Raw genomic sequence first — 24128 nt, forward strand, 5'->3', positions numbered from 1 at the left:
GTGGGGGCCCTGCCAGCTACATCCCGGCACACACGTCGTCTGCCCTGGCTGCTTCCTTCCGGACCTGACCTGGTGAACAGAGTAGCGTTGCGGGAGAACCAACAGAGCCCCCATTGAGAGCGTTGATAACCAACGCGCTGGCGCATTATCCCTGTGCTAAAGCCCAATTGCAAGTGACCAGGAACCGGATGCTGGTTTCTTGCGCAAACAGGCGCAGCAATCATGAAGATCTTCGTTTACCATAGCGTTCCAGAAACTCCCCCCACAGGTGAAGGTATGGACGAACACGACTCCTTTCCACAGCGCGTATGGCAAATCGTGGCCTCAATCCCGGAAGGCTATGTCACTACCTATGGTGATGTTGCGCGCCTGGCCGGTTCCCCGCGCGCGGCGCGACAGGTTGGAGGCGTCCTGAAACGGCTACCGGAAGGCAGTACGTTGCCCTGGCATCGCGTGGTGAATCGTCATGGGAACATTTCGCTCACCGGGCCGGATCTTCAGCGTCAGCGTCAGGCGTTACTTTCAGAGGGTGTCCAGGTGACAGGGTCGGGTCAGATTGATTTGCAGAAGTTTCGCTGGATATATTGACCCCTCTCCCGGAGGAGAGGGGAAATGCAGGAATTACATCTGAGTCGGTGGGGTTGGCAGAGACGGCTGATTGGTCTGCGGTGCGACCGGTACTTCGGTCTGCTGCACCGGCACCAGGTTCAGGTCGATTTTTGTCCCACCGTTGTTGATTGCTTCCTGAACCGTATCGGTGATAAAGACCAGCTTACCGTTGATGGTTACCGCTGCACTCAGCAGAATACGGGCGTTAGGCTGCACGTCCGACGGGTTATACGGCAACACGAAGCTAAATGGCGCCTGCTTACCTTCTGTACGGACCGCACGCTGGGCCACGACTTTAGACGGCGCGTCGGCCAGGGAAGCATCAGACAGCGTTACCGTTAGTACCGCGTCCGGTGGCAGAGCGACTCTCTGCTTGATCCAGATTGTACCGGAAACGTTAGGCTGCTGAATGGACTGCTGTGAAAGGGTGTTAATCCCGTTCGGATCTGCAGCTGGAACCGGCACCTGGGCGCTCTTACCGGCACAGGCGGACAACGCCACCGCAATAGCTACACCACTAAGCATGGGCACGAGTTTCATTGAAGTCTCCTTATCAATGCACCAGCGGGATCGATCCCATCCGATGTCGTTTCAATCACATAACGTATTCAAGTGTGGCACAGATCACCGATTTATGCCTGAAAACGTGCCGATATTCAGATTATTCTACCCATCGGACCACTTTCATTTCTGCGTTATACTCTGCCTATCTTTCGCTGCGGCGTTTATTGAGGACAACTATGAGTCAGGCACTGAACAATCTGCTGACATTACTAAATCTGGAAAAAATTGAGGAAGGACTCTTTCGCGGACAGAGCGAAGATCTCGGCTTACGCCAGGTATTCGGGGGGCAAGTCGTCGGACAAGCACTGTACGCAGCAAAGGAGACTGTCCCGGCAGACCGTCTGGTCCATTCATTCCACAGCTACTTCTTACGCCCTGGCGATAGCGCAAAACCGATTGTGTATGACGTTGAAGTTCTGCGAGACGGCAACAGCTTCAGCGCGCGCCGCGTAGCGGCCATTCAGAGCGGCAAGCCGATCTTTTACATGACGGCCTCTTTCCAGGCGCCGGAGCCGGGCTACGAGCATCAGAAAGTGATGCCCCCGGCTCCGTCACCTGACTCTTTAAAATCAGAGACGGATATTGCTCGCGCGCTGGCGCATCTGCTTCCCCCTCAGGTCAAAGAGAAGTTTCTCTGCGATAAGCCGCTGGAGATCCGCCCGGTTGAGTTCCACAACCCGATGAAAGGCCATACCGCCGAGCCGAAACGCCAGGTTTGGATCCGTGCCAACGGGACCGTGCCGGAAGATTTCCGCGTCCATCAGTATCTGCTGGGCTATGCATCTGACTTCAACTTCCTGCCGGTGGCGCTGCAGCCGCACGGCGTTGGTTTCCTGGAAAAAGGGATGCAGGTCGCGACGATCGATCACTCCATGTGGTTCCACCGTCCGTTCAACATGAATGAGTGGCTGCTTTACAGCGTGGAGAGCACGTCAGCGTCGAGCGCGCGCGGATTTGTGCGTGGAGAATTTTATACTCAGGACGGCGTGCTGGTCGCTTCGACGGTGCAGGAAGGGGTGATGCGTAATCGCGGGTGATTGTGTGCGGCCTGATGCCCTCCCCCTGACCCTCTCCCACCGGGAGAGGGAATACACATTAAAAACGGCAACCGAAGTTGCCGTTTTGCAGTTTATCAGGCGTTATACGCATTCTCGCCGTGGCTGTTGACGTCCAGACCTTCGCGCTCCTGCTCTTCCGGTACGCGCAGACCCACCGTCATATCCGCCAGCTTATAGCCAATGAAGGCCACAACAGCAGACCAGACAACGGTGATAGCAATACTTTCCAGCTGCACCAGCACCTGATGAACCATGGTGACACCTTCCGCGTAACCCACGCCACCGAGCGATTTCGCCGCGAAGATACCGGTCATGATACAACCGACTATGCCGCACACGCCGTGCACGCCGAATACATCGCATGGGTCGTCGACGCGCAGCACACGTTTCAGTGCGGTGACGCCCCACAGACCCGCCAGACCCGACACCAGGCCGACCAGCAGCGCACCGCCGACACCGACATAACCACACGCAGGGGTGATACCAACCAGACCGGCAATCGCACCTGAACAGGCACCCAGCAGGGAAGGTTTACCGCGCACCGCCCACTCGCCAAACACCCAGGAGAGGATTGCACCCGCCGTGGCTACAACGGTGTTCACGAAGGCCAGCGCGGCGATTTCGTTGGCCGCACTCGCAGAGCCGGCGTTGAAGCCAAACCAGCCAAAGTAGAGGATAGCAGTACCGGTAAACACCATCGGCAGGTTGTGCGGTTTAAACGCTTCTTTACCGAAGCCCACGCGTTTGCCAATCAGGTAGGCCCCCACCAGACCCGCTACCGCGGCGTTGATGTGTACAACGGTACCGCCCGCGAAGTCCAGCGCACCGTGCGTTGCCAGCAGACCGCCACCCCAGACCATGTGCGCAATCGGCACATAGGAGAGCGTCATCCAGACCACTACGAAGATCAGAACAGCAGAGAAACGAATACGCTCCGCCAGCGCGCCCACAATCAGCCCGACGGTAATACAGGCGAAGGAGCCCTGGAACGCCACGTGAATATACTGATAGAAGCTGCCCATCAGCGCGGTCAGCTCAATATTTTTCAGCATCACCCAGTCGAAGTTACCAAAGAACGCGTTGCCAGTGCCGAACGCCAGCGAGTAACCGTAAACCACCCACAGCACGCAGACCAGCGCAAACGTCACGGCAACCTGCGTCAGCATGGAGAGAACGTTTTTGCCACGGATCAGGCCGCCGTAAAACAGCGCAATGCCCGGAATGGACATAAACAGCACCAGCGCGGTGCTGATCATCATAAAGGCGTTATCGGCTTTATCAGCCACCGCAGGGGCAGCAGCCAGCGCCAGGCCCGGCAGCAGCGCCAGCGAACCCAGACCCGTTTTAAGTGTTGCTATCTTCATTTTCTCGATCCCTATCACTGTGTGCCAGGCGTTATTTACAATGCCGCTTCGTCAGATTCGCCGGTACGGATGCGAATGACGCGCTGCAGTTCGGCAACGAAAATTTTGCCGTCGCCAATTTTGCCGGTGTAGGCCGCTTTGCTAATGACATCAATGACTTCATCAAGCTGATCGTCAGCAATCGCGACATCAATTTTTACTTTTGGCAGAAAGTTAACGCTGTATTCCGCCCCGCGATAAAGCTCGGCATGACCCTTCTGGCGACCAAAGCCTTTCACTTCGGTGACAGTCAGTCCCTGAATACCCATTGAAGACAACGCTTCACGCACGTCTTCGAGTTTGAATGGTTTGATTACAACCGTAACCAGCTTCATAGATCCCCTCCAGTCAGAATTCGGTAATGGCCGTAGCTTACGCAGAAGGTATTGCAAGGGATGTGCCAGAAATGCAAACGAGGAGGAACGGCGGCGCACAGAGCATTACACGGCCTTGATAAACGAACTGGTGAAAAAAAACGCACCATGCCGGTGCATGGTGCGTTTCAGTTTTGCACCAACAGGAATGACTGTTAGCGCGCCGCCTCATTTTGGTGCATCAGGCGCTAAGCGACTCTTCATCGCGCACGCTGGCCGCCAGCTCTTCGCCCGCCAGCTGCAGCTGGTACATCTGCCAGTAGCGCCCTTTTGCTTCCAGCAGTTCACGGTGGGTACCACGTTCAACGGCCTGTCCGCGATGTAGCACCAGAATGGTATCGGCATCGACGATGGTGGAAAGACGGTGGGCAATCACCACCAGCGTCGTATGGTCGCGTACGGCGGAGAGTGCCTGCTGGATGGCCTGCTCGGTGCCGGAGTCAATACTGGCCGTGGCTTCATCCAGAATCAGGATCTGCGGCGTTTCAATGAGCACCCGCGCCAGCGCCAGGAGCTGTTTTTGTCCGACGGAGAGATTGTTCCCCTGCTCGCCCAGTTTCGTATTGATCCCATCGCTAAACCCGCGCGCAAGCTCTGCCAGCTGCACTTTTTCCAGCACGTCCCAGACCTGTTCCTGAGTGTAGTCTCGTCCCAGAGTCACGTTGGCGTAGAAGGTATCGGCCAGCACGACCGGATCCTGTTGCACCATCGCGACGCCTTTACGCAACACGGTGTGGCTGAGAGACGCGAGCGGGCGCCCGTCGAGGCGGATTTCGCCGCGCGTGACCGGGTAATAGCCCATCAACAGGCTGGCTAGCGTGCTCTTACCGCTGCCGGTATGCCCCACCAGCGCCACGAAACCGCGCGACGGAACGTCAAGCGTGATGTCCTGCAGCACCAGCCGATCTTCGCGATAGGCAAACGAGACGTTATCAAAGGCGATAGTCCCGCTTTGCAGAGGTTGCTCGTCATTGCCGTAGGCCTGACGCGGCCTGTCCATCAGCTCAAACACGCGCTCACCGGCGACCACCGCCTGCTGCAGCATCGATTGCTGGGTGGTGAGCTCGATCAAGGGCTCGTTAAGGCGTCCCAGATAGCTAATAAAGGCGTACAGCACGCCCACCTCAATCGTACCGTTTGAGCTCAGCCCAAAGAGCATCAGCAGCCCGCAAAGCACCAGCGCCGAGAAAAGGCTCAGCAGCGGACGCAGCAGGAAACCATCAAGCCGCAGCGTCTGCATACGCGCCATGTAGTGCGAACGGCTGGCTTCCCCCATGCGTTCGCCAAAGCGGGCCTGCTGGCGGAACTGCTGGATGACGCTCATGCCGTTAATCACTTCGTTGAAGCCATCGTTGATGTCGGCCAGATAGGCGCGAACCCGGCGCACAATCGGCGTGCTGTAACGCTGGTATATCACCATGACGATCAACACCGCCGGGAAGATGGTGATCGCCACCAGCGCCATGCGCCAGTCAAGGCTGAACATCGCCACCAGCATCGCGCCAATCAGCGCCGCGCTGCGCAATACGGTCGCCACAACGGTGACGTACAGATCGCGGATCACCTCGGTATCGTTGGTCACGCGCGAAATTACCTGCCCGACCGGCTGGATATCAAACTCGCTGAGCGGCTGGCGAAGCGCCGCGTCCATGACGTCGGTGCGCAACTGCTGCACGACGCCCACGGCAGCCCGGTTAAACAGCAGCGACTGAGCATAGTGCAGCCCTGCCGCCGCCAGCTGAAGGCCAACGTAGGCCACGCCTAACCCCGCCACAAGCCCCAGGGGCAGATAGCTTTTGGCGACCATATTGTCAATGAAGTAGCTAATGAGCAAAGGACCGCTCACTTCAGCAATCGCCGCAATCCAGAGTAAAAGCACGGCAACGGAGAGCGGTTTACGCCACGGCGAGCCGTAGGCCAGCAGACGTTTGAGCGTCGGCCACATCGTTCCGAGCTTACGCATTGGCGGCCTCCTCATCTTCTTCCGGCGCATCGTCCAGCGCCGCCTCAAGCTGTTGATAGCGGTACATATCGCGATACCAGCCCGGCTGCTCGGCAAGCGTTTCATGCTGCCCGCGCTGGGCAATGTGCCCGTGCTGCAAGACCAGAATTTCGCTGGCTTCGGTTAGCGCAGACAAACGGTGAGCGCTGATAATGACCGTGCGTCCGTCGCCCCACTGGCGCAGGTTATGCAGAATTTGATGCTCGGTACGGCCGTCCACGGCGGAAAGTGCATCATCCAGAATCAGGATTTCAGCATTCAGCAGCAGCGCGCGGGCAATGGAGATACGCTGTTTTTGCCCGCCGGACAGCATGACGCCGCGTTCCCCGACTTCCGTCTCGTACCCCTGCGGCAGACGCAAAATATCATCATGAACGCTGGCCAGACGCGCCACGTGTTCAATCTCTTCCTGCGTCGCCCCAGGGCGGCCAAGGGCGATGTTGTTCGCCACGGTATCCGAAAATAAAAACGGCGTCTGGCTGACGACCGCCAGTCGACCACGCCAATCGTCCAGCAGCAGATTCGTCAGGGGGATATCATGGAAACGAATATCGCCCTCTGTGACGTCAAAGTGGCGCTGGAGCAGAGAGAGCACGGTACTTTTACCGGATCCCGTCGGGCCGCAGATGCCCAGCATCTGGCCCGGCTGAAGCGTAAAGCTGACGTTCTCCAGCACCGGATGCTCCGTTTGTGGATAGACAAACTTGCGGACGTCGACATGCATGACGCCGCGTCCTTCCGGTACGACTTCGCTGCCGTCATTGACCACCGGCGCTTCGGCCAGCATGGCGCGAATACGGCTGTAGGCGGCGCTGCCGCGCTCCACGATGTTAAACATCCAGGCCAGCGCCAGCATCGGCCAGATCATGAGACCCAGATACATCGCAAAGCTTGTCAATTGCCCCAGGGAAAGCGCGCCCTGCACAACCATCCAGCTTCCGCCGCCAATGGCCAACATATTTGCCATGCCGATTGCGATATAAATCGTCGGATCGAAACGGGCGTCGATACGCGCGACGCGCATGTTTTTCGCCCCCGTGTCTGCCGCATCGGCGGCAAACAGCGCAGACTGCCGGTCTTCCAGACCAAACGCTTTGATCATGCGGATGCTGGTCATGCTCTCCTGGGTGCGATCGTTCAGCGACGAAAACGCCGCCTGCGCCAGCTTAAAACGCTCGTGTAGCTGTTCACCATAGCGATTAATCGCCAGCGCCATGAGCGGCATCGGCAGCAGGGCCAGCAGGGTCAACTGCCAGCTGATCTGCGTGGACATCACGATCAGCACCGCACAGCCCATCACCAGCGAGTCCACCAGCGTCAGCACCCCTTCCCCGGCGGCAAAGACCACGCGATCAACGTCGTTCGTCGCGCGGGCGATGAGATCCCCGGTGCGATGGCGCAGATAAAATTCGGGATGCTGTCGGCTCAGCTGGCGGTAAAAATCTTCACGTAGCTCAACGGCCAGCTGATAGGACGCACCAAACAGCAGCACGCGCCAGACGTAGCGCAGCAGATAAACAATGACTGCCGTCAGCACCAGCGTGCCAACCCACATCAACACCCGTGCGGTGGTGTAATGCTGTTCGGTGACGCCATCCACGACGTACCCCACCACTTTCGGCGGGATCAGCTGCAGGATGGCAATGATAATAAGCAGGGCGACTGCACCGAGGTAGCGTTGCCACTCCCGACGAAAGTACCAGCTTAATTGGGCAAATAATCGCACGCGGTTTGTTCCTGAAGGTATTTTACGAAGTTATTCAATAGGTAATGCTGTGGTGTATTTAATCTGTTCCATGGCGAAGCTTGAGGTGACGTCCGATAACCCCGGCACGCTGTTCACCAGCCGCTTGTAGAAGTCATCATAGCGCTTCATGTCGGCCACCTGGACGCGCATCAGGTAATCATACTCTCCGGCCATGCGCCAGAAACCGAGCACTTCGGGCATCTCAGACACCTGAGTGACGAAGCGGCAATACCACTCGCTGCTGTGATGCTGGGTTTTTATCAGCACAAATGCCGTCAACCCAAGCCCCAGCTTTTCGGGATCTAACAACGCGACGCGCCCCAGAAGAATACCGTCATCTTCCAGCTTCTTAAGACGCTTCCAGCACGGGGTGGTGGTCAGATTAACGGCATCTGCCAGCGCCTGCAAAGAGAGGGTACAGTCACTTTGCAGCAATGAAAGGAGCTTGCGGTCAATTTTATCTAGCATCCCCACCTCTCAGAGAAAATTTTTCTCCCTTCATTCTATTTTAAAGGCCAGATAGCAACAATTTTTTCTGTGCTTTTCGCTATCCTAGGCACAAAATGACAAACGGATAACGATGATGAATAGCACCTGGGTTAAACATGCGATCAGCGAAATCAATGCCGACTATCAGCGCTCGGCGGATACGCACCTGATTCGCCTTTCCCTGCCGGGATTTGACGGCATTCAGCTCTATCTGAAAGATGAAAGCACCCATCCTACCGGCAGCCTGAAGCATCGCCTGGCGCGCTCGCTGTTTTTATACGGTTTATGTAACGGCTGGATTAAAGAAGGCACGACTATCATTGAATCTTCTTCCGGTTCAACGGCGGTGTCCGAAGCCTATTTTGCCCGCCTGCTGGGCCTGCCGTTTATCGCGGTGATGCCGTCCTGCACCGCAAAACGCAAAATTGAACAGATCGAGTTTTACGGCGGACGCTGCCACTTTGTGGAAAGCGCCTGCGAAATCTACGCCGCTTCTGAAATGCTGGCCCGCGAGCTGAACGGCCACTATATGGACCAGTTCACCTTCGCCGAGCGCGCGACGGACTGGCGCGGCAATAACAACATTGCCGACAGTATTTTCCGCCAGATGACCCACGAACCACATCCGGTTCCGTCCTATATCGTCATGAGCGCCGGTACCGGCGGCACGTCAGCCACGATCGGACGCTACATCCGCTGTCAGGGTTACGATACCCAGCTGATGGTGGTTGACCCGCAAAACTCCGTGTTCCTCGACTACTGGCAAAATCGCGATGCCGGCCTGCGCAGCCCGGTGGGCAGTAAAATTGAAGGGATTGGCCGCCCGCGCGTGGAGCCCTCTTTCATCCCCGACGTGGTGGACGAGATGATGCGCGTGGCAGATGCCGCAAGCGTGGCAACGGCACACTGGCTGGAAACGCAGCTGGGCCGCAAAGTGGGCGCATCGACGGGCACCAATATGTGGGGAGCACTGCAGCTTGCCGCACGCATGCGCGAAGAGGGCCGCACCGGTTCCATCGTCACGCTGCTGTGCGACAGTGGAGAGCGCTACCTTGAAACTTACTACAATGCGGAGTGGGTGCAGGCCAACATCGGCGATATCGCCCCGTGGAAAGCGCAGATTGCAGAACTGGTGAAATAAAAAAAGCCAGACCGAAGTCTGGCTTGCTGGAAGGGTCTCACTATTCGGGGGAATACGGGAGATTGTTGTTGTCCAGCCAATGAGTCAAAAAATGAGACACTGCTTCATTGCGGCAGTGGCCAATAACCGGCAGATGGGGAAGTTCTGCTTTCAGCTGCGCCATCGCATTTCCCATGATCAGACCGCGACCTACGCTACCCAGCATTTCGCGGTCGTTCATGGCATCACCAAACGCCATACACTCCTGGAGCGTTAAGCCCAGGTGGTCGCTCAGAACCGCCAGAGCGGAACCTTTGTTACAGCCCACCGGCAGCACTTCCAGACAATCAACCGCCGAGAAGGTCAGATGCGCCCGGTCGCCTAGCGCCTCATTCAGCTGAATCCGTAAGCGACACAGATCGTCGTGATCGCCACAGAAACAGATCTTAGTGACCGCATGGGCGGGGATCCGACGCAGATCGATAAGCTGGTACCTGAAGCCGCTGTATACATGCGCGTGCAATAATTCCGGGATTTCGCTTCCGGTAAACCAACCTCGATCGTTAAAGACGTGGATACTGGCCTTCGTGTCCCAGGTGCTGTGCAGCACGATATCCGCCACTTCCGGATTGAGATCCTGACGGTGCAGTACATCGCCTTCTATAGAATGAATTCGCGTCCCGTTGCCGGTAATCAGAAAGGCATCGAGGGCAAACGCACCAAGCAGATGGCGCATCTCCAGCACATGGCGGCCAGTGGCAAACGTCAGGGTAACATCACGCTCGTGCAGGCGTTTCAGCGTGTTCAGGGTTTTTTCCCCTAAACGGTGATCCGGCATTAACAGCGTACCGTCCATATCAAATGCAGCGAGCCGAGCCATGATTACTCCCGAAATGTGATGCGGTTAACTTGTGCATCAGTATCGTGTGAGATATACGGAAGTAATAGTGAATAGATGAAAATTATTGTTCCGGGTTTCTTATGCGCCAGCTCAATCGACTCAATCAGTATCACCGCCTCTGGCAGCCTTCCCTGGGTGCAACTCAACAGGTCACTATCAGCGAGCTGGCTGCCCGCTGTTTTTGCAGCGAGCGGCATGTCCGAACGTTGCTGCGTCAGGCCCAGGAGGCGGGCTGGCTGAGCTGGCGAGCGCAGTCTGGCCGCGGTAAGCGCGGTGAGCTGACGTTTCATGTCGCGCCGGGGTCACTGCGCAATGCGATGATGGAGGAGGCGCTGAAGAGCGGGCAGCAGCATAACGCGCTGGAACTGGCCCAGCTTGCCCCTGAAGCGCTGCGATCATTACTGCATCCTTTTTTGGGCGGGCAGTGGCAAAACGATACGCCGACGCTGCGCATTCCCTACTATCGCTCCCTGGAGCCGCTGCAGCCGGGTTTTTTACCTGGTCGGGCGGAGCAGCATCTGGCAGGACAGGTGTTCTCAGGCTTGACGCGTTTTAACGGTAACAGCAGTGAACCCACGGGCGATCTGGCGCATCACTGGGATGTCTCTGCTGACGGCATGCGCTGGCATTTCTACATTCGCTCCACCCTGCACTGGCATAACGGCGATAAAATAGAAACGGCGCAACTCCAGCGAAGTCTGACAGCGCTGTTGACGCTCCCCGCCCTGCGCACCCTGTTACAGAGCGTCTTAAATATTGAGACAACGCATCCACAGTGTCTGACGTTTACGCTGCATCAACCTGACTACTGGCTACCGCACAGGCTGGCAACCTACTGTAGCCATCTGGCGCATCCCGACCATCCTTCGGTTGGCTCTGGCCCCTTTCGGCTGGTTGCCTTTGAGCCCGACCTGGTTCGTCTGGAAAGCCATGAGCAGTATCACCTGAGTCATCCGCTGCTCAAAGCCATCGAATATTGGATCACACCCCAGCTTTTTGATTACAGGCTGGGTACCAGCTGTCGTCACCCGGTGCAAATCGCGATCGGCGAGGCCGACGAGCTGGAAAGTCTGCGGCTGGTAAGCAGCAGCACCAGCCTGGGGTTCTGTTACCTTACGTTAAAACAGAGCGCACGCCTGAGTGAGCTCCAGGCAAAGCGGCTTATCAATATCATTCATCTCTCCCGGCTTCTCCACACCCTTCCACTAAACGAAGGGCTCATCACGCCAACTCAGGAACTGCTTCCCGGCTGGACCATCCCCGAATGGCCTGATTTATCGGGCGTAACCCTCCCTGAAGCATTGACGCTGGTTTATCATCTCCCTGTTGAGCTTCACACCATGGCCAGCCAGTTGAAGGCATACCTGGCGCTACAGGGTTGTGAACTGACCGTCATCTTTCACGACGCCAAGACGTGGGACGGATGCCTGGAGCTTGCCGATGCAGACATCATGATGGGCGACAGGCTTATTGGCGAAGCGCCAGAATATACGCTGGAACAGTGGCTGCGCTGCGATGCCCTCTGGCCGCACGTTCTTAGCGCACCGGCTTACGCCCATTTGCAAGCGACGCTGGATGCGGTACAGACGCAGGCAGAGGCGCGGGATAGGCACGCGGGGCTGCAAGCCATCTTTAACCGGCTAATGGAGAGTGCGGTGCTGACGCCACTTTTTAATTATCAATACCAAATCAGTGCTCCGCCTGGCGTGAATGGTATACGCCTCAATACCCGCGGCTGGTTTGACTTTACCGAAGCCTGGCTTCCCGCCCCTAAATCGTGAAGAAGCTGGTCGCCGCCACAGGCAGACGGTAACATAACGTTTTTACCGTAACAGTCGAGATGATTTATGAAACGTGCCGTCGTCGTGTTCAGCGGAGGACAAGACTCTACTACCTGCCTGGTTCAGGCCCTTCATCAGTACGATGAAGTTCACTGTGTCACTTTCGATTATGGTCAGCGCCACCGCGCTGAAATCGACGTTGCCCGTGAACTTGCCCTGAAACTGGGTGCACGCGCGCACAAGGTGCTGGACGTTACGCTGTTAAATGAACTGGCCGTGAGCAGCCTCACACGCGACAGTATTCCCGTCCCGGACTACGAACCTGATGCCAGCGGCATTCCGAATACCTTCGTGCCGGGCCGTAATATCCTCTTCCTGACCCTGACGGCGATCTATGCCTATCAGGTAAAAGCCGAAGCGGTGATTACGGGCGTTTGCGAGACCGACTTCTCCGGCTACCCGGACTGTCGTGATGAGTTCGTGAAAGCGCTAAACCACGCCGTCAATCTGGGGATGGCGAAAGAGACGCGCTTTGAAACTCCGCTCATGTGGCTGGATAAAGCCGAAACCTGGGCGCTGGCGGATTACTGGGGCAAGCTGGACCTGGTTCGCAGCGAAACGCTCACCTGCTATAACGGTATCAAAGGCGACGGTTGCGGCCAGTGCGCGGCCTGTAATCTTCGCGCTAACGGACTGAACCACTATCTTGCCGATAAAGCCGGCGTGATGGCCGCAATGCAGAAAAAGACCGGCCTTAAATAGGGCTACTTGACCGTGCTGTCGCAAAACGGGTGTCGACAGCACGAGTACGCCTTAACAAGTCTTACGCGATCATCAACTCCAGCTTTTCACGCAGCTCCCCTTCCAGCGGCAGCGCTTTCTGCGTTTTCAGATCGATACAGACAAAGGTGATCAGCGCATCAGCCACCACCTGCCCTTCTGGATCGAGCGTCACCACCTGGTTTAACACCCCGCTTTTGCCATTGATTTGCTGCACCTGGCTTGTCACCGTGAGCACATCGCCCAGCACGGCCGGACGGCGGTAGTTGATATTGATATTGACGACCACGAACGCGATGTTGTGCGCGGTCAGCCACTGAAAGCTTTCGCTATTTTCCAGCCCGTCCCACCGCGCTTCTTCAAGAAACTCAAGATAGCGGGCATTGTTCACATGCTGATAAACGTCGAGATGAAAACCGCGTACTTTGATTTTTGTCTGCATAGCGCAATAGCCTTTACTGTTATTGTAGGATGAGAGGTCATAACTGGTATGACCTCTTTATCCTGGCAAAATTTTGCCGCAGTGCAAGAAATTGCGTAATTACAATGTCAGGTGTGAGAGGTTGCGCTCAACCAGCGCGCTGCCCATGCCCGGCACCTGTTTGAGATCGTCGACCGTTTTGAAAGGACCATACTCTTCGCGGTAGCTGACGATGGCCTGCGCTTTTTTCAGGCCGACACCATTCATCGCGCGGGCCAGATCTTCCGCAGAGGCAGAATTGATACTGACCCGCGTACCGTCATCATCCGCATTTTTACCGGCGTCAATCGCTTTGGTTTGCCCTTGCACCGGCGCTGCCGCGTCGGACTTGCTCTGGGTAGTTTGTGATTTGGCGGCGGGAGCCGACGCCATCGCGCCCGCGCTCATCCCGGTGGTGGCAATAGCCAGCGTAATTAACAGTGCTTTGATTCCACATTTCATGCTGTTATCTCCTTGTTTGTTGACAGCCACGTCACGATAGCCGCCAGTTCAAACCGGCACAAACAGCAGATTGCAGAAATGGAAAAGGCCGCGAAAGCGGCCTTTAGTTTTTGCAGAGCGTTACGAAAATCTGCGAGCAGACACGTAATTACTGCTGCTGAGTCATTACATCACCCAGCTTGATTTTGGCTTCTTTACGCAGGTTGCTCATCATGGCTTCGAAGGCAATCTGGGCATTGTTCTGGGTAATTCCCTGAACCATCGCTTTCTTCTGCGCTTCTGGTAAGGTGCCGGCTTTCACTTCATCCAGCGCCAGCAGAACTACGTTACCCTGCGCATCGGTGGTGGTACCGAAGCTTGGCTTGTCCTTCGCAGGCAGAGTCAGACCAAACGCGGCCTGGCTGATAGGGTCCTGACCGGTACGGCTCAGCGTTTTCGCTTCACCGAAGCTTAGGCCAGCCGCTTTCAGCGCGTCTTCTTTACCCGCTTTCAGATCGGACAGAATCTTCTCAGCATCCAGTTTCGCCTGCTGTTCAGCTTTGTTGTGCTTAACCTGAGCGATGACCTGATCCTTCACTTCCGCCAGCGGTTTGACCGCTTCTGGCTTATGCTCGCTGACGCGCAACACAAACGCACGATCGCCGTCGACGGTAATGATGTCAGAGTTACTGCCCGGCGTGCCGTTCTCGCCCACCAGACCACCGTTGAAGATGGCATCGGAAACCGGTTTGAAGTTCAGCTCTTCCGGCAGGTTGTCACGACCAAACCAGCCAGTTTCAACCGCCTTCACGCCCGCCGCCTGCTCTGCACCTGCCAGAGATTCGTTGTCGTTGCTGGCAGCATCGCTAACCTTCTGCTGCAGCGCGTAGTAGGCATCCAGCGCTTTTTCCTGTTTCACTTTCGCTGCGATATCATCGCGGACGTCAGCCAGCGGTTTGGTTTTCGCCGCGGTGATGTCGTCCAGACGCACGACCAGGAAACCGACGGAAGACTTAATGACGCCAGAAAGCTGGCCTTTCTCTTTCAGACCGGCATTTTTCAGCTCGTCAGGCGTGGTCGCATCTTCCAGCCAGCCCATATCACCGCCGTTTTTCGCCGAGATAATGTCGGTGGATTTCGCTTTCGCAACGGTCGCGAAATCAGCGCCTTTGTTCAGCTCATCCAACGCCGCTTTAGCATCAGCCTCGGTTTTCGTCTGAATCACGCTGTAGCGGTTACGCTGGGGCTGAGTGAACTGATCCTGATGCTGATCGTAGTAAGACTGGATCTCTGCATCAGACGCGGTTTCCTGCAGCGCGGCCGCATCCAGCTTGATGTAGCTCACGCGGAACTGCTCTGGAGAAACAAAAGAATTCTTGTTCTGTTCGTACCAGGCGTTAACGTCAGCGTCGCTCACCTGCTGTTTCGCCGCCAGGGCGTTAACATCAATGGTCGCTTCGCGTACAACACGCTGCTGTGCCACCAGCGCGGCCAGTTCGTCCGTTTCACCTTTGAGCATGAAATCGGTGCCCACGACAGCATTGATGAGCTGCTGGGTGGTCAGCTGGTTACGCAGCGCCTGAGCGTACTGATCGGCCGTCATCCCCATCTGGTTGACGATACTGTTGTAACGCGCGTTGTCGAATTTACCGTTAGACTGGAAGGCCTGGGTGGAGAAGATGGCTTTTTTTACCTGCTCATCACTAATGCCAAGGCCGAGTTTTTTGGCATACTGATCGAGCAGCGCTTCGTCGATAAGACGGTTCAACGTCTGTTGGCGCAGAGTCTTCATGTACCCTTCGTTCGCCGCCAGTTCAGAGAATTGGTCGCCCAGCTGTTGCTGCATACGGTTACGTTCACCGGCAAAAGCATTCTCGAACTGACCGCGGCTGATCTCCTGGCCATTCACTTTTGCGGCGTAGTTTGCGCCACCGCCAATAAGGTAACTGCTCACGCCGGTCAATATGAACGACACGATAATGATACCGAAAATAATCTTGAGCACGAGACTGTTAGCAGCCGTGCGTAAGCTGTCCATCATGGTGTAACAACACTCCGCTGTAGGTGACTGGTTACCTGACGCTGACGGAAAATCCTGCCCGTCGCGCGTGAAGGCGTATTGTGACAAGAAAACGGGGCGATTGTCAGCCCACAACTCGCATAAACTCGCACAAATCAGGTCTGGACAAACAAAAAAGGCACATCAAATGATGCGCCCTTGTACTTTCCGGCTTCCCTGAAACGGGAAAGCAATCAGTTTACTGCGTCTTTCAGCGCTTTACCTGCACGGAAACCCGGCACTTTAGCAGCAGCAATGGTGATCTCTTTACCGGTCTGAGGGTTGCGGCCAGTACGGGCAGCACGCTCTTTAACAGCAAAAGTACCGAAGCCTACCAGTGCAACGTCGTCCCCAGCCTGCAGAGATTCAGTAACAGAAGCAATTAATGCATCTAACGCACGTCCAGCTGCAGCTTTAGAAATATCAGCACCAGCAGCAATTTTGTCAATCAGTTGAGATTTATTCACTGTTCTCTTCCTCTCTTTATAATTTATATCGCGCCTGAATCCTTCACAACGCGACCGCGCAGCAGTTATATCAGGCCTGCCATGACCTTACAACACCCGTTGTTGATGGCTGACCTAATCAGCAATCTAAATTAGCTATACAAAAAAAGGCTGGCAAGTGCGAAATCACTTACCAGCCTTGTTTTTATTGACGCTCTTTGCGCGAGGTCACTATTTTGCGGTTACAACCTGCATTCCGGAGGGTTCATTCTGCAAAGCGAGACTGAGAACTTCCTCAATTCGCTTAACAGGATGGATCTGCAGATCGGCAATCACGTTGTCCGGAATCTCTTCCAGATCGCGTTTGTTTTCGTAAGGGATCAATACGGTTTTGATCCCACCGCGGTGTGCCGCCAGCAGTTTTTCTTTTAAACCACCAATCGGCAGAACCTGTCCACGCAGCGTAATTTCACCGGTCATTGCCACATCGGCACGCACAGGGTTCCCGGTCAGGCAGGAAACCAGAGCGGTACACATGGCAATACCCGCGCTTGGACCATCTTTTGGCGTCGCCCCTTCAGGTACGTGCACGTGGATGTCGCGTTTTTCGTAGAAATCAGGGTTAATTCCCAGTTTCTCCGCACGCGCACGCACCACGGTCAGCGCAGCCTGGATAGATTCCTGCATCACTTCACCCAGCGAGCCGGTGTAGGTCAGTTTGCCTTTACCCGGTACACAGGCGGTTTCGATGGTCAGCAGATCGCCGCCCACTTCCGTCCATGCGAGTCCGGTCACCTGACCAACGCGGTTTTCGTTGTCCGCGCGGCCGTAGTCGAAGCGCTGAACGCCGAGATAGGCATGCAGATTGTCGCCGTTAATCACAATGTGTTTCAGGCTCTTATCCAGCAGCAGCTGTTTCACCGCTTTACGACACAGCTTCGAGATTTCACGCTCAAGGCTACGCACGCCCGCTTCACGGGTGTAGTAACGAATGATGCCGATAATCGCGCTGTCCTCAACGGTCAGCTCATTGGCTTTCAGCGCGTTACGCTCAATCTGTTTCGGTAGCAGGTGCTGCTTAGCAATATTCAGCTTCTCGTCTTCGGTATAGCCCGAGAGACGGATCACTTCCATACGGTCCAGCAGCGGGGCCGGAATGTTCATGGAGTTAGAGGTCGCTACGAACATCACATCGCTCAGGTCGTAGTCCACTTCCAGGTAGTGATCGCTGAACGCCACGTTCTGTTCTGGATCAAGCACTTCCAACAGTGCAGACGCAGGGTCGCCACGCATGTCCGACGACATTTTGTCGATCTCATCGAGCAGGAACAGCGGGTTTTTAACCCCCACTTTCGCCATCTTCTGGATCAGTTTACCCGGCATAGAACCGATGTAGGTACGGCGGTGACCGCGGATTTCCGCTTCATCGCGCACACCACCCAGCGCCATACGGATATACTTACGTCCGGTCGCTTTGGCGATGGACTGACCCAGAGAGGTTTTACCCACCCCCGGCGGTCCTACCAGGCACAGAATTGGGCCTTTAATTTTGTTTACACGGCTTTGTACCGCGAGGTACTCAAGAATGCGGTCTTTCACGCGTTCCAGGCCATAGTGGTCGGTATCCAGGATTTCCTGTGCCTGACGCAGATCTTTTTTGACCTTGCTGCGGGCGTTCCACGGAACCTGCACCATCCACTCAATGTAGCCGCGTACAACGGTCGCTTCAGCCGACATTGGAGACATCATTTTCAGCTTCTGCAGTTCTGCTTCGGCCTTCTCTTTCGCCTCTTTCGGCATCTTCGCCGCGTCGATCTTACGCTTCAGGGCTTCGTTTTCGTCCGGCGCGTCGTCCATCTCGCCCAGTTCTTTCTGAATGGCCTTCATTTGCTCATTCAGATAGTACTCACGCTGAGATTTCTCCATCTGCTTTTTCACGCGGTTGCGAATGCGCTTCTCAACCTGCAGCAGATCGATTTCAGACTCCATCATCGCCATCAGGTATTCCAGACGCTCGTTAACGTCGGACATTTCCAGCACGGACTGCTTGTCAGCCAGCTTCAGCGGCATATGGGCAGCGATGGTGTCCGCCAGGCGCGCAGGATCGTCGATGCTGTTCAGCGACGTCAGCACTTCTGGTGGGATTTTCTTGTTCAGCTTGATGTAGCCTTCAAACTGGCTAATCGCGGTGCGAACCAGTACTTCCTGCTCGCGCTCATCAAGTTCAGGCGAATCAAGGTACTCTGCCTTGGCAGAGAAGTGTTCGCCGTCGTCTGACAGAGTGGTAATACGCGCACGCTGCAGGCCTTCTACCAGCACCTTCACGGTGCCGTCAGGCAGCTTCAGCATCTGCAAAATAGAGGCCACGGTCCCGACGGTGAAAAGATCGTTTACACCCGGCTCATCCGTTGATGCTTCTTTCTGCGCCACCAGCATGATTTTTTTATCATGATCCATGGCGGCTTCGAGGCAACGGATAGATTTTTCCCGCCCTACAAATAAGGGTATGACCATGTGCGGATAAACCACCACATCGCGCAACGGCAATACGGGGATTTCAATGCGTTCAGAACGCTCAGGATTCATAGAGCTCTCTCTTAGTTAGTGTCCGCCAGGTAAGCTGGTCATGTCACTGTGCTTCACATAACCATTAACATGTATCCAGTATATGGGGATGTTTCCCACACATTCAACGCTATGAATACGGAAAAAGTAAAGGGGAGATAAAATCCCCCCTTTTTGATTAACTGCTTGTATGATTTGGTGAATTATTCGCCAGATGCCTGCTGCGCTTCCGGTTTGCCGTAAATCAGCAGCGGCTTGGTTTGACCGCTAATAACGGACTCGTCAATCACCACTTTCTCAACGTCTTCCATCGACGGCAGATCGTACATGGTGTCGAGCAGTGCTGCTTCAACAATTGAACGCAGACCACGAGCACCGGTTTTACGGACCATCGCTTTCTTGGCAATAGCATCCAGCGCTTCGTCGCGGAATTCCAGGTCAACGCCTTCCAGATTGAACAGCGCCTGATACTGCTTGGTCAGTGCGTTTTTCGGTTCTTTCAGGATCTGGATCAGCGCGTCTTCACTCAGCTCATTCAGCGTTGCCACAACCGGCAGACGGCCGATGAACTCAGGGATCAAACCGAATTTGATCAGATCTTCCGGTTCAACCTGAGACAGCAGTTCGCCTTCGTTTGGTTTTTCGGACGTCGATTTCACCGTTGCGCCAAAACCAATGCCGGAGCCGGTTTCAACACGGTGGGAGATGACTTTATCCAGACCAGCAAACGCACCACCACAGATGAACAGGATCTTGGAGGTATCAACCTGCAGGAACTCCTGCTGCGGATGTTTACGACCACCCTGTGGCGGAACGGCGGCGACCGTACCTTCAATCAGCTTCAGCAGTGCCTGCTGTACGCCTTCACCCGATACGTCACGGGTGATGGACGGGTTGTCTGATTTACGGGAGATCTTGTCGATCTCATCGATGTAAACAATCCCGCGCTGGGCTTTCTGTACGTCGTAATCGCACTTCTGCAGCAGTTTCTGAATGATGTTTTCAACGTCCTCACCCACGTAACCGGCCTCGGTCAGGGTGGTGGCATCCGCCATCGTGAACGGAACATCGAGCAGACGCGCCAGGGTTTCAGCCAGCAGCGTTTTACCGGAACCGGTTGGGCCGATCAGCAGAATGTTACTTTTACCCAGTTCTACGCCATTGCTGGTGTCGCCGTTACGCAGACGTTTGTAGTGGTTATAGACCGCTACCGCCAGCACTTTCTTGGCCTGCTCCTGTCCGATGACGTAGTCGTCAAGGTGATGACGAATTTCATGCGGTGTTGGCAGCGCGCTGCGCTCACGGTGCGGTGCGACTTCTTTAATCTCTTCGCGAATAATGTCGTTACATAAATCGACACATTCGTCGCAGATATACACGGACGGCCCGGCAATCAGTTTACGCACTTCATGCTGGCTTTTGCCGCAAAAAGAGCAGTACAGCAGTTTGCCCGAACCATCTTTGCGTTTATCTGTCATGAGTCCAAACCTCTTTTTAAGTTCTTTGTGCCGCACATGACGACGCAAATGCCATTCTAAGACGCAAGCTGCAATGAGCAGCGTGCCGCCCTACCTTAGTATAGCGGCACACTCGCGTCGCGGGCATCAATTACGATGGGTCAACACGGAGTCGACTAAGCCGTACTCAACTGCCTCTGGAGCAGAGAGGAAGCGATCGCGCTCGGTATCGCGCTCGATCTGCTCGAGTGGTTGACCCGTATGCTGCGCCATAAGTTCATTCATGCGCGCTTTTACTTTCAGAATTTCGCGGGCGTGGATTTCGATATCCGTCGCCTGCCCCTGATAACCGCCCAGCGGCTGGTGAATCATCACGCGGGAATTTGGCAAGCAGAAACGCTTACCCTTCGCTCCTGCTGTTAACAGGAACGCGCCCATAGATGCAGCCTGACCCATACAGATAGTGCTTACATCAGGTTTGATGAATTGCATGGTGTCATAAATGGACATCCCTGCTGTAATCACGCCACCCGGGGAGTTAATGTACAGGTAAATGTCTTTTTCCGGGTTTTCCGCTTCCAGAAACAGCATCTGCGCCACGATCAGGTTAGCCATATGGTCTTCCACCTGGCCAGTCAGAAAGATAACGCGTTCCTTGAGCAGACGGGAATAGATATCAAAAGAACGCTCACCACGTGAGGTCTGTTCAATAACCATTGGCACCAGAGCCATATGGGGTGCAAAGTTATCTCGTTCGCCACTGTATGACATTTCCGTCTCCTGGATCAAAATTGAAAACACCTGCTGTACTGATTGTAACCTTACGGACGGATTATCAGCCAGTCTCATTCATCGTGATTACGTACTTATGGGGTTTACAGTGCCCTATTTCAAGCATAACAACCTTTTGTTGTTACGCTAACACCGAAAGGGCGTTTTAGCACTCTTCCAGGGCTATAGCTGCGATAAAAAAAACCCGCTGCCGCAAGGCAACGGGTTTTCTGTTCAAACTTTAAACCGTTGGGGCGAAATTACGCCTGCTGGTTCATCAGTTCGTTGAAAGAGGTCGCTTTTTCGGTCACTTTCGCTTTCGCCAGTACCGCTTCAACAGCCTGCTCTTCCAGGGCAACGTTGCGCATGTTGTCCATCAGCTCTTTGTTCTTACCGTAGAACTCGATCACTTCTGATGGATCTTCGTATGCAGAAGCCATCTCTTCGATCAGGCCTTTCACACGCTCTTCGTCAGCTTTCAGCTCGTGGGTACGAATCACTTCGCCCAGCAGCAGGCCAACAACAACGCGGCGTTTCGCTTGCTCTTCGAACAGCTCGCGCGGCAGTTCCATCGCTTGCTGCTGGTTGCCACCGAAACGCTGTGCAGCCTGACGGCGCAGAACGTCGATTTCGCTGTCGATCAGGGCAGCTGGAACGTCGATTTCGTTGGCTTTAACCAGACCTTCGATCGCCTGAGATTTAACACGGTTACGCACCGCGCCGTTCAGTTCGCGTTCCATGTTCTTACGCACTTCGGTACGCAGACCCGCTACAGAACCATCTTCCACGCCGAAACGCTTGATGAATTCTTCAGTCAGTTCTGGCAGTTCGCGCTCTTCAACTTTCTTCAGGTTGATAGCGAACTTCGCTGCTTTCCCTTTCAGGTTTTCAGCGTGGTATTCTTCCGGGAAGGTCACGTCGATGGTGAACTCTTCGCCAGCCTTGTGGCCTTTGATACCGTCTTCGAAGCCTGGGATCATACGCCCCTGGCCCATTGCCAGTACGAAGTCAGACGCTTTACCGCCTTCGAACTCTTCGCCGTCTACAGAACCGGTGAAGTCGATGGTGACACGGTCTTCAGCGTCAACAGCGCCTTCTTTCTCTTTCCAGTTCGCCTGCTGCTTGCGCAGGGTATCCAGCATGCCGTCAACGTCTTCGTCAGTCACGGAAACAACTGGTTTTTCAACTTCGATAGATTCCAGACCTTTCAGCTCAACTTCCGGGTACACTTCGAACTCTACGGAGTAGGTAAAGTCTTCGCCCAGTTTGTATTCGCCTGGAACGTAGTTCGGCGCGCCGGCCGGATTGATTTTTTCTTTGATGATCGCATCGATAAAGTTGCGGCTCATCAGTTCACCCAGCACATCCTGACGCACGGAAGCGCCATAACGCTGAGCAACAACATTCATTGGTACTTTGCCCTTGCGGAAGCCGTCAATACGTACTTTTTTTGCTACGTTGACCAGCTCGCTTTTCACAGCAGTTTCGATGCTGTCAGCAGCGATAGTAATCGTTACACGGCGGCCAAGGCCTTGAGTGGTTTCAACTGAAACTTGCATCTTGTTACCTCAAAAAAATCACAGTGCTCGGTCAACTCTGAATCTGTCTGTTATACCGGGATGCTCTCTTAGTGCAGATTCACATTCCCTGTCGCCAGAATCATCCCGAAGACATTCAATAAGACGCGGCATTATAGCGGCATCACTTAGGTGAGTCGAGAACGGTTGGGGCATGTTGCTGCGGCTTTTTTCACACTTTAAGGCTATTTTTAGCCTTAAAATCGCACCATCCGCTCAAAACTCAGACAAAACAAAACGGCCCGGAGGCCGTTTTGAGGAAATCTCTAAGCAACATACTGGAAAAGCTCCAGCCGTTGCAAATCCGATTTATCAGGCGATAGTGCCTGCACCGCGACAAGGTGGCGATGCGAAAACCGTATCCTGCAGACCTTCCCATTCCTTAATGGTGTAGGTATGCAGTGCCAGCGCATGCACGGTCGTGGAGAGTTCTTCCGTCAAGGTGCTGTAGATCAAGCGGTGTCGATTCAGGAAACGTTCTCCCGTGAAGCGATCGCTAACCAGAACCACTTTAAAGTGGCTTTCAGAACCTGCCGGCACGTTATGACGATAGCTTTCGTCGACGACTTCGAGGAACACAGGGTTGAACGCTGCCCTTAATTTATCTTCTATATGCTCACGTATCATCATGAAATTACTCCTCCGACAACGCCAGGATGTCACCCATCCCTTTAAATGTTAGCCGCTTTTACCGTTTCCATTACACCTTGACAACAAATATTTAGCTTTCGTCTGATTTTCTCATTCAAACGAATGAAGTTCACTGTGAGACTCATACGTTTTGTCATACACGGTTTGAGAAAAACGGTGAACTGGTCAGTTTTCGGACAAGGCGATGAATTTACATGCGTTGACCACTTCCCCTTGCCGTTGGCGATGTTATGATGGCGACAATTTTTCTCTTTATATGCTTACGATTCGTTGAGAACCCGAAAATGTTAAAAAAACTCTTCTTTCCGTTGGTAGCCCTTTTTATGCTGGCAGGCTGCGCTACCCCGCCAACCACTATTGATGTCTCACCAAAAATCACCCTGCCTCAGCAGGACCCAAGCCTGATGGGCGTCACCGTGAGCATTAACGGCGCCGATCAGCGTCAGGATCAAGCGCTGGCTAAAGTGACCCGCGATAACCAGCAGGTTACCCTCACCGCGTCCCGCGACCTGCGCTTCCTGTTGCAGGAAGTGCTGGAGAAACAGATGACCGCTCGCGGGTATATGATTGGCCCAAGCGGCGCGGTCGATCTGCAGATCATCGTGAACAACCTGTACGCTGACGTGTCTCAGGGCAACGTGCGCTACAACATCGCGACCAAAGCGGATATCGCCATCATTGCCACCGCGAAGAATGGCAACAAGATGACCAAAAACTACCGCGCCAGCTATTCTGTTGAAGGTGCGTTCCAGGCCTCCAACCAGAACATTGCTAACGCCGTTAACAGCGTGCTGACCGATACCATCGCCGATATGGCGCAGGACACCAGCATTCACGACTTCATCAAGCAGAACGCGCGTTAATCCCGCTCGC

At 54.8% G+C, this 24128-nt stretch carries 22 protein-coding genes and 1 other RNA gene; 6 read left to right on the top strand and 17 right to left on the bottom strand.

Going from position 1 to position 24128, the window contains the following annotated elements:
• Positions 1–7: 7 nt before the first annotated feature.
• Positions 8–104: signal recognition particle sRNA small type (gene ffs / locus UR504_RS06630), an RNA gene on the bottom strand.
• 118 nt (positions 105–222) lie between these two features.
• On the opposite strand from ffs, the gene UR504_RS06635 reads away from it, so the two are divergent.
• Positions 223–588: an MGMT family protein gene (locus UR504_RS06635; protein WP_252076085.1), complete on the top strand. Its 366-nt coding sequence runs from the start codon at positions 223–225 to the stop codon at positions 586–588.
• A gap of 33 nt (positions 589–621) precedes the next feature.
• Here UR504_RS06635 and UR504_RS06640 read toward each other — a convergent pair whose 3' ends face one another.
• Complete coding sequence (locus UR504_RS06640) at positions 622–1149, bottom strand: YbaY family lipoprotein (RefSeq protein ID WP_024906833.1); 528 nt, start codon at positions 1147–1149, stop codon at positions 622–624.
• Positions 1150–1349: 200 nt separating this feature from the next.
• Between UR504_RS06640 and tesB the strand changes: the two genes are divergently transcribed.
• A complete protein-coding gene (gene tesB, locus UR504_RS06645; RefSeq protein ID WP_023310585.1) occupies positions 1350–2210 on the top strand; it encodes an acyl-CoA thioesterase II in 861 nt (286 codons plus the stop codon).
• A 95-nt stretch (positions 2211–2305) separates the two neighbouring features.
• Here the strand turns inward: tesB and amtB are convergent, their stop codons facing one another.
• The 5 genes from amtB to UR504_RS06670 all read right to left on the bottom strand — a co-directional run bounded on the left by amtB (position 2306) and on the right by UR504_RS06670 (position 8225).
• Entirely contained in the window at positions 2306–3595 is a 1290-nt protein-coding gene (gene amtB / locus UR504_RS06650) for an ammonium transporter AmtB (RefSeq protein ID WP_115874359.1), read from the bottom strand.
• A gap of 35 nt (positions 3596–3630) precedes the next feature.
• Positions 3631–3969, bottom strand: coding sequence for a P-II family nitrogen regulator (glnK, locus tag UR504_RS06655; RefSeq protein ID WP_008503304.1), 339 nt, complete (start codon positions 3967–3969; stop codon positions 3631–3633).
• Between the two features lie 220 nt (positions 3970–4189).
• Positions 4190–5971, bottom strand: a complete 1782-nt coding sequence (locus tag UR504_RS06660) for a SmdB family multidrug efflux ABC transporter permease/ATP-binding protein (protein WP_302234257.1) — start codon at positions 5969–5971, stop codon at positions 4190–4192.
• A complete protein-coding gene (locus UR504_RS06665; RefSeq protein ID WP_320739489.1) occupies positions 5964–7736 on the bottom strand; it encodes a SmdA family multidrug ABC transporter permease/ATP-binding protein in 1773 nt (590 codons plus the stop codon). Before UR504_RS06665 ends, UR504_RS06660 begins: the two co-directional genes overlap by 8 nt.
• Before the next feature lie 30 nt (positions 7737–7766).
• Positions 7767–8225 carry an Lrp/AsnC family transcriptional regulator gene (locus UR504_RS06670; protein ID WP_008503307.1) on the bottom strand — a complete coding sequence of 153 codons (459 nt, stop codon included), beginning with the start codon at positions 8223–8225 and terminating at the stop codon, positions 7767–7769.
• Positions 8226–8337: 112 nt separating this feature from the next.
• Here UR504_RS06670 and UR504_RS06675 point away from each other — a divergent pair, with 112 nt between their 5' ends.
• A complete protein-coding gene (locus UR504_RS06675) occupies positions 8338–9387 on the top strand; it encodes a PLP-dependent cysteine synthase family protein (RefSeq protein WP_220353779.1) in 1050 nt (349 codons plus the stop codon).
• A 40-nt stretch (positions 9388–9427) separates the two neighbouring features.
• Here the strand turns inward: UR504_RS06675 and cof are convergent, their stop codons facing one another.
• Positions 9428–10246 carry an HMP-PP phosphatase gene (gene cof / locus UR504_RS06680; RefSeq protein WP_302234251.1) on the bottom strand — a complete coding sequence of 273 codons (819 nt, stop codon included), beginning with the start codon at positions 10244–10246 and terminating at the stop codon, positions 9428–9430.
• 101 nt (positions 10247–10347) lie between these two features.
• Here cof and UR504_RS06685 point away from each other — a divergent pair, with 101 nt between their 5' ends.
• Both UR504_RS06685 and queC read left to right on the top strand, forming a co-directional pair.
• The gene (locus tag UR504_RS06685; RefSeq protein ID WP_302234249.1) at positions 10348–12048 is read left to right on the top strand and encodes an SgrR family transcriptional regulator; all 1701 of its coding nucleotides are present in this window, start codon (positions 10348–10350) and stop codon (positions 12046–12048) included.
• 66 nt (positions 12049–12114) lie between these two features.
• Positions 12115–12810 (top strand): 7-cyano-7-deazaguanine synthase QueC, encoded by a 696-nt coding sequence (queC, locus tag UR504_RS06690; protein WP_008503311.1) that lies wholly within the window; start codon positions 12115–12117, stop codon positions 12808–12810.
• Between the two features lie 61 nt (positions 12811–12871).
• Here the strand turns inward: queC and UR504_RS06695 are convergent, their stop codons facing one another.
• The 9 genes from UR504_RS06695 to bolA form a co-directional block, all read right to left on the bottom strand.
• Positions 12872–13270, bottom strand: coding sequence for a YbgC/FadM family acyl-CoA thioesterase (locus tag UR504_RS06695; protein ID WP_136195263.1), 399 nt, complete (start codon positions 13268–13270; stop codon positions 12872–12874).
• A gap of 99 nt (positions 13271–13369) precedes the next feature.
• Entirely contained in the window at positions 13370–13750 is a 381-nt protein-coding gene (locus UR504_RS06700) for a helix-hairpin-helix domain-containing protein (protein WP_133293886.1), read from the bottom strand.
• A gap of 148 nt (positions 13751–13898) precedes the next feature.
• On the bottom strand, positions 13899–15770 hold the full coding sequence (ppiD, locus tag UR504_RS06705) for a peptidylprolyl isomerase (protein ID WP_115874352.1): 1872 nt from the start codon (positions 15768–15770) through the stop codon (positions 13899–13901).
• A 212-nt stretch (positions 15771–15982) separates the two neighbouring features.
• Positions 15983–16255: a nucleoid-associated protein HU-beta gene (hupB, locus tag UR504_RS06710; RefSeq protein ID WP_002444653.1), complete on the bottom strand. Its 273-nt coding sequence runs from the start codon at positions 16253–16255 to the stop codon at positions 15983–15985.
• Between the two features lie 210 nt (positions 16256–16465).
• Positions 16466–18820 carry an endopeptidase La gene (gene lon, locus UR504_RS06715; protein ID WP_023334706.1) on the bottom strand — a complete coding sequence of 785 codons (2355 nt, stop codon included), beginning with the start codon at positions 18818–18820 and terminating at the stop codon, positions 16466–16468.
• Between the two features lie 182 nt (positions 18821–19002).
• Positions 19003–20277 carry an ATP-dependent protease ATP-binding subunit ClpX gene (gene clpX / locus UR504_RS06720; RefSeq protein ID WP_023310570.1) on the bottom strand — a complete coding sequence of 425 codons (1275 nt, stop codon included), beginning with the start codon at positions 20275–20277 and terminating at the stop codon, positions 19003–19005.
• Positions 20278–20403: 126 nt separating this feature from the next.
• Positions 20404–21027 carry an ATP-dependent Clp endopeptidase proteolytic subunit ClpP gene (gene clpP, locus UR504_RS06725; protein WP_010428105.1) on the bottom strand — a complete coding sequence of 208 codons (624 nt, stop codon included), beginning with the start codon at positions 21025–21027 and terminating at the stop codon, positions 20404–20406.
• Between the two features lie 260 nt (positions 21028–21287).
• Positions 21288–22586: a trigger factor gene (tig, locus tag UR504_RS06730; RefSeq protein WP_023310569.1), complete on the bottom strand. Its 1299-nt coding sequence runs from the start codon at positions 22584–22586 to the stop codon at positions 21288–21290.
• 330 nt (positions 22587–22916) lie between these two features.
• The gene (gene bolA, locus UR504_RS06735) at positions 22917–23234 is read right to left on the bottom strand and encodes a transcriptional regulator BolA (protein WP_021241655.1); all 318 of its coding nucleotides are present in this window, start codon (positions 23232–23234) and stop codon (positions 22917–22919) included.
• A gap of 305 nt (positions 23235–23539) precedes the next feature.
• Here bolA and UR504_RS06740 point away from each other — a divergent pair, with 305 nt between their 5' ends.
• Entirely contained in the window at positions 23540–24118 is a 579-nt protein-coding gene (locus UR504_RS06740) for a lipoprotein (RefSeq protein ID WP_023310568.1), read from the top strand.
• Positions 24119–24128 lie beyond the last annotated feature (10 nt).

This window comes from Enterobacter sp. 241F3 (assembly GCF_034106785.1).
Taxonomy (GTDB): domain Bacteria; phylum Pseudomonadota; class Gammaproteobacteria; order Enterobacterales; family Enterobacteriaceae; genus Enterobacter; species Enterobacter vonholyi.